The 12,333-nt window shown below is 45.0% G+C and carries 28 protein-coding genes; 1 reads left to right on the top strand and 27 read right to left on the bottom strand.

Translation table 11 applies throughout. The features are described from left to right. Positions 1–13: 13 nt before the first annotated feature. Genes E5331_RS00615 through E5331_RS20555 form a run of 4 tightly spaced genes read right to left on the bottom strand, consistent with a single transcriptional unit; the run spans position 14 to position 1,332 of the window. On the bottom strand, positions 14–526 hold the full coding sequence (locus tag E5331_RS00615; RefSeq protein WP_135985738.1) for a hypothetical protein: 513 nt from the start codon (positions 524–526) through the stop codon (positions 14–16). Between the two features lies 1 nt (position 527). After that, positions 528–986 carry a hypothetical protein gene (locus E5331_RS00620; protein ID WP_123482495.1) on the bottom strand — a complete coding sequence of 153 codons (459 nt, stop codon included), beginning with the start codon at positions 984–986 and terminating at the stop codon, positions 528–530. Then, positions 986–1,210, bottom strand: coding sequence for a hypothetical protein (locus tag E5331_RS00625; protein ID WP_135985736.1), 225 nt, complete (start codon positions 1,208–1,210; stop codon positions 986–988). Before E5331_RS00625 ends, E5331_RS00620 begins: the two co-directional genes overlap by 1 nt. Then, positions 1,207–1,332 carry a hypothetical protein gene (locus E5331_RS20555; protein WP_275441017.1) on the bottom strand — a complete coding sequence of 42 codons (126 nt, stop codon included), beginning with the start codon at positions 1,330–1,332 and terminating at the stop codon, positions 1,207–1,209. The genes E5331_RS00625 and E5331_RS20555 overlap by 4 nt, the downstream gene beginning before the upstream one ends. A 179-nt stretch (positions 1,333–1,511) precedes the next feature. On the opposite strand from E5331_RS20555, the gene E5331_RS00630 reads away from it, so the two are divergent. Next, a complete protein-coding gene (locus E5331_RS00630) occupies positions 1,512–2,084 on the top strand; it encodes a helix-turn-helix transcriptional regulator (RefSeq protein WP_135985734.1) in 573 nt (190 codons plus the stop codon). On the opposite strand, the gene E5331_RS20170 is transcribed toward E5331_RS00630, so the two are convergent. The 23 genes from E5331_RS20170 to E5331_RS00735 all read right to left on the bottom strand — a co-directional run bounded on the left by E5331_RS20170 (position 2,073) and on the right by E5331_RS00735 (position 12,328). Next, a complete protein-coding gene (locus E5331_RS20170) occupies positions 2,073–2,246 on the bottom strand; it encodes a hypothetical protein (RefSeq protein WP_168355097.1) in 174 nt (57 codons plus the stop codon). The genes E5331_RS00630 and E5331_RS20170 overlap by 12 nt on opposite strands. A gap of 38 nt (positions 2,247–2,284) precedes the next feature. After that, complete coding sequence (locus E5331_RS00635) at positions 2,285–2,680, bottom strand: hypothetical protein (RefSeq protein WP_123482619.1); 396 nt, start codon at positions 2,678–2,680, stop codon at positions 2,285–2,287. A gap of 76 nt (positions 2,681–2,756) precedes the next feature. Then, positions 2,757–3,086, bottom strand: coding sequence for a hypothetical protein (locus E5331_RS20560; RefSeq protein ID WP_275441018.1), 330 nt, complete (start codon positions 3,084–3,086; stop codon positions 2,757–2,759). 250 nt (positions 3,087–3,336) lie between these two features. Then, positions 3,337–3,732, bottom strand: coding sequence for a hypothetical protein (locus E5331_RS00645; RefSeq protein WP_135985732.1), 396 nt, complete (start codon positions 3,730–3,732; stop codon positions 3,337–3,339). After that, positions 3,729–4,043 carry a hypothetical protein gene (locus E5331_RS00650; protein WP_135985730.1) on the bottom strand — a complete coding sequence of 105 codons (315 nt, stop codon included), beginning with the start codon at positions 4,041–4,043 and terminating at the stop codon, positions 3,729–3,731. The genes E5331_RS00645 and E5331_RS00650 overlap by 4 nt, the downstream gene beginning before the upstream one ends. Further along, positions 4,024–4,353: a hypothetical protein gene (locus E5331_RS00655; RefSeq protein ID WP_135985728.1), complete on the bottom strand. Its 330-nt coding sequence runs from the start codon at positions 4,351–4,353 to the stop codon at positions 4,024–4,026. The genes E5331_RS00650 and E5331_RS00655 overlap by 20 nt, the downstream gene beginning before the upstream one ends. Before the next feature lie 2 nt (positions 4,354–4,355). After that, the gene (locus tag E5331_RS00660; protein ID WP_123482503.1) at positions 4,356–4,697 is read right to left on the bottom strand and encodes a DUF6706 family protein; all 342 of its coding nucleotides are present in this window, start codon (positions 4,695–4,697) and stop codon (positions 4,356–4,358) included. 5 nt (positions 4,698–4,702) lie between these two features. After that, positions 4,703–5,092, bottom strand: coding sequence for a hypothetical protein (locus tag E5331_RS00665; RefSeq protein ID WP_135985726.1), 390 nt, complete (start codon positions 5,090–5,092; stop codon positions 4,703–4,705). Then, complete coding sequence (locus E5331_RS00670; RefSeq protein ID WP_135985724.1) at positions 5,089–6,114, bottom strand: major capsid protein; 1,026 nt, start codon at positions 6,112–6,114, stop codon at positions 5,089–5,091. The genes E5331_RS00665 and E5331_RS00670 overlap by 4 nt, the downstream gene beginning before the upstream one ends. 78 nt (positions 6,115–6,192) lie before the next feature. Continuing rightward, a complete protein-coding gene (locus E5331_RS00675; RefSeq protein WP_135985722.1) occupies positions 6,193–6,624 on the bottom strand; it encodes a hypothetical protein in 432 nt (143 codons plus the stop codon). A gap of 24 nt (positions 6,625–6,648) precedes the next feature. Beyond that, positions 6,649–7,386 (bottom strand): hypothetical protein, encoded by a 738-nt coding sequence (locus tag E5331_RS00680; RefSeq protein WP_135985720.1) that lies wholly within the window; start codon positions 7,384–7,386, stop codon positions 6,649–6,651. A gap of 193 nt (positions 7,387–7,579) precedes the next feature. Beyond that, complete coding sequence (locus tag E5331_RS00685; protein WP_135985719.1) at positions 7,580–7,801, bottom strand: hypothetical protein; 222 nt, start codon at positions 7,799–7,801, stop codon at positions 7,580–7,582. A gap of 1 nt (position 7,802) precedes the next feature. Continuing rightward, positions 7,803–8,645, bottom strand: coding sequence for a radical SAM family protein (locus E5331_RS00690; protein ID WP_136013196.1), 843 nt, complete (start codon positions 8,643–8,645; stop codon positions 7,803–7,805). A gap of 11 nt (positions 8,646–8,656) precedes the next feature. Continuing rightward, on the bottom strand, positions 8,657–9,061 hold the full coding sequence (locus tag E5331_RS00695) for a hypothetical protein (RefSeq protein ID WP_135984980.1): 405 nt from the start codon (positions 9,059–9,061) through the stop codon (positions 8,657–8,659). 4 nt (positions 9,062–9,065) lie between these two features. After that, positions 9,066–9,383 carry a hypothetical protein gene (locus E5331_RS00700; RefSeq protein WP_135984982.1) on the bottom strand — a complete coding sequence of 106 codons (318 nt, stop codon included), beginning with the start codon at positions 9,381–9,383 and terminating at the stop codon, positions 9,066–9,068. After that, a complete protein-coding gene (locus tag E5331_RS00705) occupies positions 9,337–9,777 on the bottom strand; it encodes a YopX family protein (RefSeq protein WP_135984984.1) in 441 nt (146 codons plus the stop codon). Before E5331_RS00705 ends, E5331_RS00700 begins: the two co-directional genes overlap by 47 nt. Continuing rightward, entirely contained in the window at positions 9,774–10,124 is a 351-nt protein-coding gene (locus tag E5331_RS00710) for a hypothetical protein (protein ID WP_135984986.1), read from the bottom strand. The genes E5331_RS00705 and E5331_RS00710 overlap by 4 nt, the downstream gene beginning before the upstream one ends. Continuing rightward, positions 10,114–10,359 carry a hypothetical protein gene (locus E5331_RS00715; RefSeq protein ID WP_135984988.1) on the bottom strand — a complete coding sequence of 82 codons (246 nt, stop codon included), beginning with the start codon at positions 10,357–10,359 and terminating at the stop codon, positions 10,114–10,116. The genes E5331_RS00710 and E5331_RS00715 overlap by 11 nt, the downstream gene beginning before the upstream one ends. A 3-nt stretch (positions 10,360–10,362) precedes the next feature. Further along, complete coding sequence (locus E5331_RS00720) at positions 10,363–10,611, bottom strand: hypothetical protein (protein ID WP_135984990.1); 249 nt, start codon at positions 10,609–10,611, stop codon at positions 10,363–10,365. 11 nt (positions 10,612–10,622) lie between these two features. Then, positions 10,623–10,910 carry a hypothetical protein gene (locus E5331_RS00725; RefSeq protein WP_135984992.1) on the bottom strand — a complete coding sequence of 96 codons (288 nt, stop codon included), beginning with the start codon at positions 10,908–10,910 and terminating at the stop codon, positions 10,623–10,625. Between the two features lie 2 nt (positions 10,911–10,912). Continuing rightward, a complete protein-coding gene (locus E5331_RS20175) occupies positions 10,913–11,053 on the bottom strand; it encodes a hypothetical protein (RefSeq protein ID WP_168355098.1) in 141 nt (46 codons plus the stop codon). 99 nt (positions 11,054–11,152) lie between these two features. Then, positions 11,153–11,854 (bottom strand): Thoeris anti-defense Tad2 family protein, encoded by a 702-nt coding sequence (locus E5331_RS00730; RefSeq protein ID WP_135984994.1) that lies wholly within the window; start codon positions 11,852–11,854, stop codon positions 11,153–11,155. Positions 11,855–11,872: 18 nt separating this feature from the next. Continuing rightward, on the bottom strand, positions 11,873–12,328 hold the full coding sequence (locus E5331_RS00735) for a YopX family protein (RefSeq protein WP_135984996.1): 456 nt from the start codon (positions 12,326–12,328) through the stop codon (positions 11,873–11,875). Between the last annotated feature and the right edge of the window lie 5 nt (positions 12,329–12,333).

A 12,333-nucleotide genomic window follows, 5' to 3' on the forward strand; every position in this document is an offset into this window, starting at 1 on the left:
TATTTATTTGGGGTTAAAGTTTCTTGTTAGGTGTCTTTTTCGGCAATGGTATTGGCTTCCAATGTGTGTAATAGGAGTGCTTTTCTATATCGCCAAGCCAATCATCCTGACACACGGCTTCAATATCATTATCTTCTGCATCATAGATAAGAAAAGGCATATTGTCGAACATCTCATAAAGGCACTCATCAGTAGCAAAGCCATCCTTATCTCGATGTATCTCTGCCCAGAATCCCATTCCGGCAATGAAGTCATCCTCGCTATTTATGCGGTTGTGGTCATCCTGTTGGATGTTTTGGGAGTATTGCTTTGCGAATCGCTTTATTAAGTCGGTAGGCTCTTCCTTAGAATCATCCTTGCTATTATGATAATACTTGTCATAGAAGAGCCGTAGCGGTTCATCGGAGCGCATCATCGTACCGTTGAAGTCACCGCATACGACATCACCACATCTTTGTGATTCCTTTCTTATCCTTACAAAACAAGATTCAACGCTTGCACCGGGATTAAATTCAATCGTCTTCATATCATTGTAGATTTTTGATAACAGGGTCATCATCCCCATCATTGAAATGCACCTTTAATTCGGCTTCCGTTGCTTTCTCACAGTCGGCATACATCGCATCGTAGCACATATCATCCTCTATGCTTTCTCGCTTGCAGATAAACCAGAACCTTTGAGGGTCTTCATCGTTCCAATGGCGATTATCATAGATGAACCACTGATGGATGTCGCTATCATCGCGTAAGGCTGCAAGCGCGAAGAATAACTCCTCGTTATCCTTGCAATCAAAGATGTAGTCTGACAGATTCTTTTCCTTGACACAGTAGAAAGACCCACGCTCAACAACCACGCAGAACTTGTTGTCTTTATTCCGGGATGCCATCTTAGGCGAACACGCATTTGGATGCAAGCCAAAATGTATCAGCTTACGCCATATCCGGGGGTTACTGTCATGTATAGCGCAGATTGAAGTGAAGCCCATTACTTTATCGGTTTTTGGATTTTGAATAGAGGTATTCCATTCAGGCTACTGAACCAAGACATTGTACCATCTTCGACCATGCCGTTCAATGCCGTCTTCACAAGTTCATTCATCGCCCGTTGAATGTCAAGCATGGATACGTTGACCGGCTCACGATGCTCGGCAGCACGTTTATCCTGCAATTCCTTGACAATATTATAGGTGATTTCTTGAAGTGGGGTCATTGCTTGAGTCGTTTGATTACGTTGGCGATTTGCTCATTGTCAAACCCAAGACTCTTCATCGCCTTTTGTATTTCGTCAGACGTGAAGCATCTTTCGCCAGAAAGTTTCTTATCGTTATCCATAATTATACTTTTTTCATTCTGCCAATACTCATTAATAAGTATTGACACTGCAAAGGTAAATAATATTTGTGTATTGACAAAATAAAATACTGATTAAAATAAGTATTTAACATTATTTAATAAACCTATTTAGTTTATATCGGTAGGATTTGCTAACTTTGCAGTGAAAAAGAAAGGTTATGGACAGAAACAGCATCAAACTTCGTATCCGCGAGATACTCGCCTTAAAGGGGATGACCAACAGGGCTCTTGCAGATAAGATACAGGTAAGCCCACAATACGTTTCAAATATACTCAATGGAAGTGCATTGTCGTTAAATGCGCTATGTAAGATTGCCGATGCCCTTGAAGTGGAGTTTGGCGACCTTTTCGTATCATCTTTCACCCCGGATTCTCCATTTGAAAATGAATTTGGGGCGATGGTGAAATGCAGGCGCGGAATCTTTACGGCATCCAATCTGAACGAGTTGCAGGATATTGTAAATACCTTATCCAATCGCTCCAACAACGCCACACAACTGATGAAAGCGACCCTTGAAAGGATGCTAAGGTTTCCAAGCGGAAAGGACGTCGCATTAATATCGGAGCTGATGGCAAACCTTTCGCTTTGTATGAATCTGTCAGAATGGAGGGATTACTATAAAAAGACATTAGCCGACTTGCTGCCGGCTAATTTCCAAGTGGATTACAGATACCTATCCACATTTATGTCAAGGGATGACATTCTCTCTTTTGAAAGGTCACTCCTTTGAATTTCTTTTGTTTCTTCTACGGCGTTCTGCCATTTCCTTGCCTGTTGTCTTGTTGACTTTCACGCCTGTCAGTGGATGAATCTTATCCCTTTGCATCACAAGCAGATTTCGGAATGGTATTTTATGGACTACCTCATCATAAGTAAGGCCGAGAGCTTCCATAAAAGATGCGATTTGACCGAGCATACACTCATTGCCAATCATTTCGGTTTTGCTACCAGCAGTCTTGCGCTCTTCTGTAAAGCTGATAGCCTCATAAAATTTGTGGCTTCTATCATAGAAAATCCGGCTTCAATACCATCCACTATTTCCGTAAGGCTTCCTTTCGCAAGCTCTTCGCTTAATTCATCGTTTTCCTGAATAAGCCAAGACAATGCTTTGGCAAGGTTTTCCGCTTTGGAAAGACATTTAAGGATGTCACGCAATGTTGTACCCTCGCCATAGTCACATAGCCAATAGGATGCACCTGCAATCTTGGCTATCGTAGGCGGTTCTATGATGTAGGATTTATCATTTACGATGACCGTCTTGTAATCCAGACCAATGATGGCACTTGCTATCATCATAGCACCATCTTTCTTGTTAGATTCTTCCATTTTGGTAAATTTAATAATAATGGGGTACGTCATAGGCGTACCCCAAATCACTTTCACATACTAATCGGATGAAACATCAGGAGCCGGCTTCTGTAACTTCCGACATATCGAACCAGTATTCAGGCATGATTGCCTCATTGTCCGGTTCCATCATGGTGCCGATTACAGCAAGACCGATAGCACCATCGGTGTTTGCCTCGCGGCTCCTTACGTTTGCATACGGAAGCACCACATACTGATTGTCTTCCGTCAAGGCGATAAGTGCCTTCTGGATTTCGACGATACCGCGAGGACGCTTCCACGATGTTGCGGTTGCTACGCCACCGAGGAACTCGGCCTTGGTAAAGTAGTCATACTTACCGATAGTCCAGTTGAAGGTGACTTCGCCCATCGTTTTTGTTCCCATACGGTAGATTGAACCGGTGAGCTGATTGCGGTAGCCGTCCTGCTGGGCTTCGGTTTCCTCAAGAGTCCATGTGTCCTGATGAACATTCTTGACCTCCTTAGTTGTCGTTGCCTTGAGCAGAGCTGCCAGAAGTGCGCCGGTAAGGTCGGCAGTGATGTTGCTGGGGTCTGTATAGAACAGACGCTTGATGCCGATTGCTGAGATTTTGGGGGCGTTTTCGTTAACTCGTTATAAGGTGTTTAAGGGTTAATTATTCCATTGTGTTCATTGCCTTGAAAAGCACTTTGACATTTATGTAGTGAGCCTTTAGGTCTTTGTTCTCAAGCGGTCTTGTTGACTGCACCACATACTTGTATGTCGTTCCGTCAAACTCACCAGTGCCATGAAATGACTTTATCGCCATCCTTTCAAGTTCATTCAGACGGATAAGGTCTGCATTGCCCTGCTTGGTATCGGCGACAAAAAGATTGACCTCAAGAAAGCCCTTTTTCCAGATGGAATCGGGGGATTGCTCTTTTGGATGTATCACCACACGTCCTTTCTCATCGACAATGCCGGTTGGAACATTGCCATCCTGAAAGACGGGCAGTCCAAAGATTGCGCTGTCTTTATAAAGGATATTTGCTGCGTCAGTAGTGGTAATCATTTTTTCTTAAATGCTTTTCTAAGTTTTTCTTCCGCGAACAGGGCCGCACCGCCTATCACATCTTTTCCGTTTGCCTCAAGTTCATCGGCATAACCACTGTCATTATAAAGAATCAGATTATTGTTGTCATCAACTTCGTAATGATTGCTTGCGCGGGTCTTGCCGGTGACATCATGGTAATCGCCATTTTCAACAGCGTATTCAACCGCTTCCTGACCGATTTCCTCTACTTTCTTGCGAACCTGTCGGTTGAATTTTGAGAAAGCCGGACGGACATCCTTAAAGTCGAACTTACACATAGATTTCGGCATACGGCAGATAGTTTAGTGTCTTGGTCTTGATGATATGACCCTCGCCCCGGATACTTCCGTCTTCCCTCAAGCACCGTATATAATCGCCTGTCATTATGTCCGGGGTGTTGCCATCAAGGACAATATGATATGACGGAATGACTACTGTGCCATCGGATAGCTTGACTTCTTTATCACCATTGTCATCACATCTGCACTTGCATACCTCAGACCATTCTTCGGCTGATTCGCCTGTAATGGGTCTTCCGTATTCATCATTGACCTCTCCGGCAATGACGCGCTTCTGCAATGTATGTGGGGCATAGTTCATAGTTACCAGTTATCAGTGCGGTCTATAATGGAAGATATGCCAAGTAAATCCAAGATGTCTTCATTGGGGGTGATGCCCCATTTGCGACAAAGCCATAGATAATACTTGCCTACGGATTCATAATTCCATGACATTGAAAAGCCACTTTCGCTTACGTTAGACAGCCGGGGAGCAAGAATGCACTCCTCAAGGGTCTTTGTCAGTGCCACACCTACAACTGACGGTTCTATCGCCATGACATCAGCGTCAAGGTCAAGACCGGTCGTAATAGACAAATCGATAAGTTGAGCCTCAGATATTCCGTAGGCTTTCAACTTATCGGATATGTAAGCGCGAATGGTCATAGGGGTTATTCGTTGTCGTTGGAATCGTTTTCAGTTTCTGATTCGGTTTCAAATTCAGCGTTTTCATCGGCTGCCTGAGCATCGTCAGGGCTGGGATTGGCATCTTCGCTTTCGGATGTGGGTGCCTCCGCTTCTATGGGATTTTCCTTTTCCTTTTTGGAAGACTTGCCTTTACCCTTGCCTTTGCCGGATGCCTTTACACCACCATTCTTTGCTGGAGTCGGGGTTGCTGAATCATTGCCGTTGTCTACGGGAGCTTCTTCAAGGGGTTTGACAAGACCGCGAGCGGCCAAAGCCACTGCACGGTCATTGTCAAATTCCTTTACTTCTCCGGGCGCGTAGATAACCTTGTGGTCATGCTTTGCGCGGAAAGGTACGAGGACGATTGCTTTCATTCCTGAACTGTCTGGGTGTCGAGCGTATAGATACGGTCAACATTGTTCAACACAGGCACAACCATCGCTTCGGCAGCGGTGAACTCGCGGAGCGGGTCGGTTGTGGAATACTTCTTGGCAAGGATGAACTCATCGGCTTTCTGATAAACCACACCGTTGACGGGGCGGTTTTCCTCTGCCAGCGTAGTCCATACGAGGTCGCCAAGTTCCTCATCGCAGACAAAGGTCATTCCACCTTTCTTCCACGGCTTATGCGACTTCTTATCGCCGTTGATTTCTGTCTTGATGGTGCGGTTCACGCGAGTGAGCTTAACGCCCCACTTCTTCATAAAGACCCCTGAAACCGTCTCAAAGTCAAGGACAGGAACGGTTGTGCCGGCGGTCAGTGCGATGCCCTTGTCAAAGGCATACTGATTGCGAACCTGATTGTTACGATAAAGAAGCTGGAGGGCTGTCTCATCAAGATAGATTTCAGTGATGGTGTTACCATCCTCCTCTGCCTTGTCGAAGACTTTCTGAATGTCGTCAAGAGGAGTGGATGTTGCCGTGTTCCAAAGGTCGGAAACAAGGAACTGATTCTCTTCGTAGAAGTTCATGTCGATGCGGACACCGGTGCCGTTGCTGCGCTCGGAAACACCTACGCCAGAAGAAAGCTCCGAAAGGAAGATGTCTTCAATACGCTCCCATACAGCCTCTATACAACGAGCCACGTCGTTGAATATCTTGTCGATGATAGTCTGGAGCGGAACGTTCTGAACAATCATCGCGTCCACGTCCTTCATCTGCTTTTCAGTCAGATAAAGTTTCAGACCGAGCTTGGGAATGTCGCCGGAGATGGTTTCGATGGTGTCACGGCTCTTGAGCGGAAGCTCCGAGTCAAGTGCCACTACATCGGCAGCCACACGGGTGTACTGGGCAAGGATGGATGCCCAACGACCATCAAGCGAGAACTGTGTGCGAAGTTTCTGCTTATAAAGATAAGTAAACTCGCGATTCGCACTGTTCGCGTTTTTCTCGTTCATGCGTTCCACGATAGCCAGCACAAGGCCGGGAAAGAAACGCTTGGTGTAATCGTAAAAAATTGACTGTGTAACTCTGATTTAGGCCTCCTCGTCCTGTTCAAAAGAAATGTTTTTAACTGCGGCCGTGAAAGCGTCCATGATGCTATCCATAGGATAGGGAGTCAGGGTGGGATTCACGATACCATGAGTCATGATGCTCGCGGCGGGCTTGTCTTTGCTGATGGAGCGATAAAGCACACCAACATACTTTGCGCCCGTAGGAAGTGTGTCATAGCCGGCGGGGGAAGCAGGAGTCTCACCGACAGCCTCGGTAGCCGCCTTGATAGGCATAGGCGCGTAGTTTCCATCGGCTTTCTTGATGATGACGTGACCGGCATAGATGTTGTCTTCGGGATAGTCTGAGCAATCCAAAGTACGACCACCGGGGATACCGCTGAAATACTTACGGATTACGACTGAATCTTTTCCGAAGACCACCTTTGTTCTTTTGGGTGTAATGTCATTCTTCATAATCACAGTTGGGGTTAAGGGTTGTTACTTTACAATGCTTGCAGCCATAGAAGCAAGTTCCTCTTTCGTGGGGTCGTTGCCACTCATGGGGAAGATGTTCTTAGTCCCCGGCAGGAGATTGGTATTGATGTTGTTCGCAACCTTTGTAAGAGTTTCGGTGATGACTTCATCGGATGCGTCTTCCGCAAGAGTGAAGCCCTCGTCGATACGCCACTGGGGAACGCCCAACTCTTTGGCTTTTGCCTGTATCATCGCAGTGCGTGCTGCTTTGGCTGCGGCAGCTTCCGCTTCGGCATTCTTGTCGGATAGTTCTTTGACCGTCTTTCCAAGTTCCGTATTCTTGTCGGTAAGAGTCTTGATGGTGGCAGTGTACTGAGCCTCGCGCTGCTTGTTGGCTTCTTCCATCTCCTCCATTCTCTTCAAGACGGATGCCATGTCATTGTCCGGCTGGGGTTTGGGTTCGCCTTTCTTTTTGGCTTCCTCCTCAGCCTTTTTGCGGGCTTCTTCTGCTTCCTGCTCCTTTTTGCGAGTTTCTTCTTCATGCTTTTTACGCTCTTTTTCAAGCGCGTCTGTGACACGCTTATCGTTGGCTTTCTGAAGACCCTCCAACTCTTTACGCTGACAAGCCACAACAGCATCGATGTTATCGTCAGTCACAAGACCGGTGGCTGCAAGGGACTCGGCTTTTGACATCAGATATTCATCGCCTAACCCAAGAGAGGAATACTCCTGTTTTAGTTTTGCAAAGATTTTAGCTTTCATTGTTGTAATTTTGGGATTTCGTGATTAAACTACGCTAAGATAGTACGAATATTTCCGTACACGTTAATATTGGATTGCATCAGTTGCGACTATATTGTTATGGTCGTAAGATTAAGCAAATAAGTAAAAAAAGACGTATCGTTTCACAACGACACGCCCTGCAAAAGTACACAAAGTTAACAATCTTTTTACCTTAAAACATTATCTCGTCTATCCGGATGTAATGATATGTGTAGTCATCCGGGTAAAATTCAACTTTTCCGTTTGAAGTCATAATGATGTAGCGGTCATCCGCGCATTTATCCACGATGCCTACATAATGGGATACGTTCTGACCCGTCGGATAGTTTTCGCGGAGCAGGATATTCAGTCCTACGACATCATTTGCATTGTGTAGTCTTTTCCAATTCGCCATATCATCGTGATTCAAAGATGTTATAATCTGCATTTACGCAAGAATCAAGCCAGAAAGTGAAGTCATCGCCAAGATAGTCAATGATGCTCTTCTTCCAATAGACTTTATGACCCCGTTTGTCAAGGATATGATTCCATTTGTCAACCATCTTTTTCAAGTCATCCTTGACAGGCTTCACGCCACCGCTCATCAAGCCGACTTTGAATAGATGGCAATATGGCAATGCCTTTTCCATCACCTTTTCAGAATATGCAAGTTCAACAATCGGCTCAATGCTTGCAAAGGTATGAAATCCGTAAGCATTACACAAAGCCATTGTGCTGATTCTTTCATCATTCGTGCTTGCTCCCGGCTCAAGGTCATCCCGTCCGGTCAGGGTGAAGCCTATCGCTATTTTGTCGGTATAGTCGATGAAGACTGATTTTGCTGTTTCCATCCATACGTCAGTATCCCACCAATCGGCACACTTGGTAAGAATCTGAACCGGCACATCGTTCTTTAGTGCCAATTCAGCAGCGCGTAATGTCAGTTCAAGGGTCTTGCCCGGAATCATGGGGTCAGTGGTGAAACTGAAAAAGACTCCTGATTTCCGAAGCTCACAGATGTTTGCCATCATCTCTTTTTCAAAGATGGATAAGGCATGGTCGAAATCCCTGAAACACTTCTTGAGCTTCGGTTTTTTCGTCCAGACGTGACTGAATACCCCACGCTTGCAGAAGCAATAGGAACAGTCGTTTGAGCAGCCCGTAAAGAAGTTGCAGGCCCACTCGGAATATTCACCTGCTTTGCCAGTCGGCTTATACAGGGCTTTGCCTTTGAATGATTTTGTTTCTGATGTGTTCATCGTTTCTTTCTTTAATGTCGGCTATCCATTTTGATATAATTGCATATCTCGCAGATTCCAGCGTTGACGGCATCATTGTAATCATCATAGTAGTCATCGCTATCAAGATAACTGCCATCAACCAAGTCAAGGTAATCATAGAACCATTGACCTGTCAGCAGGGATTTGCTTATGCGCAAGCTGACACATCGCACATCCCTAAGATATTCCTTTGCCTTTTGTAGAATGGGGCGGTCTATCATATTTTCATATTCGCTACCCCAATGTTCAGGATTTGATGACAAGCCCACATAGACCTTATCATCACGAATATGGTAATGGGTATGCGTAGGCACATTGTAGCCTATGCCTTTCAGTGCTTTGGCAGCCTCAAGGCTCACATAATCCTTATCGGAAAGTTCTTTATTTGCTACCATATTCTCAGTCGATATAGAAGTTTACGTTAACTGGGATTTCTGCCGTATCGCCTTTTGCGATTTCTCGTTTCAGTGCATAGATGATGGAATCGCGCACCTCTATGCTGAGTTTGTATTCTTCTATGTTTGCTTCGTAGGCGCGTCTAAGATTTTTCACTTCCGCATCAATCTCGGTAAGCTCTTTATCCAGCGCAGACGCACTGGGATGGTTGCGACCGACCGACACACCGCTCAGAAATCCAATCGCCAATAGAACGATGGTGAACACGATGAAGCTAATCCATTCTCTTGCTGTGATTTTTGTTTTTTCTGTTTCTTCCATTTCTAATATCGTTTATTATTAAGTTGGGGTTGTCATAACGATTGCCTACAATCTCGCACAAACGGTCATCATCTGCGGTTGTTGTCAAGGCGTGAAGCGGGAATCCACCATAGATATGTTCATTGCACTCTTCAACGGAAGCGTAGAACATACCATCCCGGAATGTCACAAGGTAGTTACGCCTTTTTGAATGGATGACATCACCTTCAAAAATCTTGTTGCCATTCTTATCTTGGAGTCCTGTGTACTGTCCGGCGGTGTCATATTCAATTTCGGATGTATGGTCATCTTGAGTTACAATAGCGATGCGCTCTTTATCAGAAGCACAAATCAGTTCGCCATATAACCAGATATTTGTGCCTTTCCATTTACCTCTGAATAATATTTCTCTCATAGTCCTTTGATTTTTGGCTTGAATCCCGCTTTCAATATCACGTCAAGAAAAGGATATTTTTCCCTCGCTTCCGAGATGGCTTCGTGGTCAATCCGAAGAAGCTCGTCATGGGGAACTTCCGGCAGATGCTTTTCTACAAACATATAACCGGATACCACGGTCTTACCATCAGATTCAGATACATTCACCCTTATGGCACCGGACATCACCAATGTCAAAAGGATAGACTGCATCACTTTCCATTTGGCTTCTTCTACACCATAAGGCGTATGGTCTGCAACAAAGCCTATGCCGAGTTTCTTCAAACCGGGATTCAGTTCACTTTTTAGGTCGTTTTCATTCATCATCTTTCTTCGCATATTTGTTGTACTTCCGTTTGCTTGACTGTTCAATTACAAACTCCTGCATACTTTCTAAGAAAATCTTTGATATAGGCGTATCCCTTTCCACTTCATCAGAATTAAATTGATGGGCGCGTCCAACACGTTTACCATCTTTCACATCTTTGATGGAAAAGAACCAATAGTATTTATGGGTCAGAACCGCCCAGAATATTACGATGGCTTCTTTTAGTCGATACATAGATTACAATTTTTCAAATTCAACTTCAAGGGCATCCAACTTCTCAGAAAGTATCCTTTCAATATCTTTATCTTTGACGAAACGTCCGACCGCTCTTCTTACAAGCTCACCATCATCAGCAGATGGCCCAGCAAGTGACCCATGAAACCTTATGGGTTGCTTCCTAAGAACGGCAATAGCATCCGTCAGCAATTCAATATCGCATCTTAATTCGTGGGCTTTATTCAGCCGGTCATACTCATTTGGGGTCATATCGGTATAAATTAGAATCTGCCATTTCTGTTAGCCCTGCGTTTCTCATCATCGGTTGCCTGTTTCTTTGGAAATAAGCCATGCCATTTACCGGGAACGACCATTCGGGATGTTGAACCATCCGGCTTGCGGACAAATTCAACACGTCCACATTCTGAACATAGAGCCTTATGCTTGTACGATTCCAATGTCGGATGATATTCAAGGTCATCAGAAACACATCCTAAGTCAAGACTCCAGTAACTTGAAGTCGCGGTGTTGTCGATGCAGCCGCATTTGGCGCAGATGAATAGAGGCATAGTTATCCGATTACAATGATGTTTTGGTCTTGGTCATAATTCACATCGTTTACTTCCACAAGATTGAAGAAGTTGCCATCAATGAAGATTCCTGCATCGTCAGGCATATTCTCTATGGCTTTTATAAAAGCTTTCTTATCCATATAGTGTTGTCTTTTTTTTTGAAAAACTGGTGGCGTAGGAAAAAGGAAGCGAACCTACGCCACCGAAACCTTTTCTACACTTGGCAGATAGGCATATCCTTATTCAGTCACAAGTTCCCAGTCCTTTGCGAAAATGTCACTGATGCTTGCGACCCAACTATCGGCTCGCCCGGTCTGACGGTTGTAGATAAGGCACTGTGATGTGTAGTCGATGTGCTTTGCAGATTCCAAGATAAGCCGTTTTGCCTCATCCGGAACTGACTGCATACCGGGGATGATTTCTGCACGGATGTCAGTAGGCACTTGCTTGAAGACCATAAGACCCTTGCCGTTCCATCCCTCGCGCCTAAGAACGAAGCCTTTCTCCAGCAGTGTGATTGCGACACCGAAAGAGAACGTACCCATACTGCCTTGCCCTGTTTCCATAAGCGTAGTCCGGGTGGCGAGCAGATTCATATAGTCTGCCATTACGACATCCTGCGCCAGCAAGAGAGCCTTTGTGTCGGTATTACATTCGTTGAATTTTTCGCTCCGAATGAAAGCATAGAGATTTCCATTCTTTTCTGCGAGTTCTGTGTATTCAAGGTGCATCCTTTCAACAGCCGTTTCCGCAAGATGATAGGTCTTCTCAAACTCTTCTTTCGGACACCAGCTTTCATAGCCGTTTGGATAGATGACCTTATAGCCCTCTTCAACTGTTTCAAGGCTTTTGGGGATTTCATCACCGGGCAGATAAACTTTGCCACCCTTTCTGACCGCAGGAGTAGCCTGAACGGTCTTTGTACCGATGTACTTCTTCATTGTCTTGTTGGTTAAAAATTAATCATTACAGATGTTTTCAAAAAAATTTGGATTATCGTGCTTGTTTCCGATGACCTCGCAGCGATAGCCGGATATTCGTTTGTTCTTGGTGATGGTCTTATCGCCATTGGTATGATTCTCCGTCAGGCAAGGCGATATACATACGCCCTGTGTTCTGATTACGACCGGGCCTGTCTGTGTGCCGGAAGCATCCCAAGTATCGTCATAATTATCCACGATGGTAGTTTCCCAAGTCTGGCGCACTATATCACCCTCAAAGATTTCACGCTTGTTGCGGTCAAGGAGATTGGTATATTGACCCACCGATTCAGGATAGACTTCAACTATGCCGATTTGGGATTTACTATCAATCGGCCATATAGCAGTCTTATTCTCCGCTGTCTGGACTAAATCGCCATACACCCAAGAATCATCCGCTATCGACCTGCCACGGAACTTGATTACTCTTGCCATAGTCC

The sequence above is a fragment of the Lepagella muris genome, assembly GCF_004793975.1.
GTDB lineage: Bacteria > Bacteroidota > Bacteroidia > Bacteroidales > Muribaculaceae > Lepagella > Lepagella muris.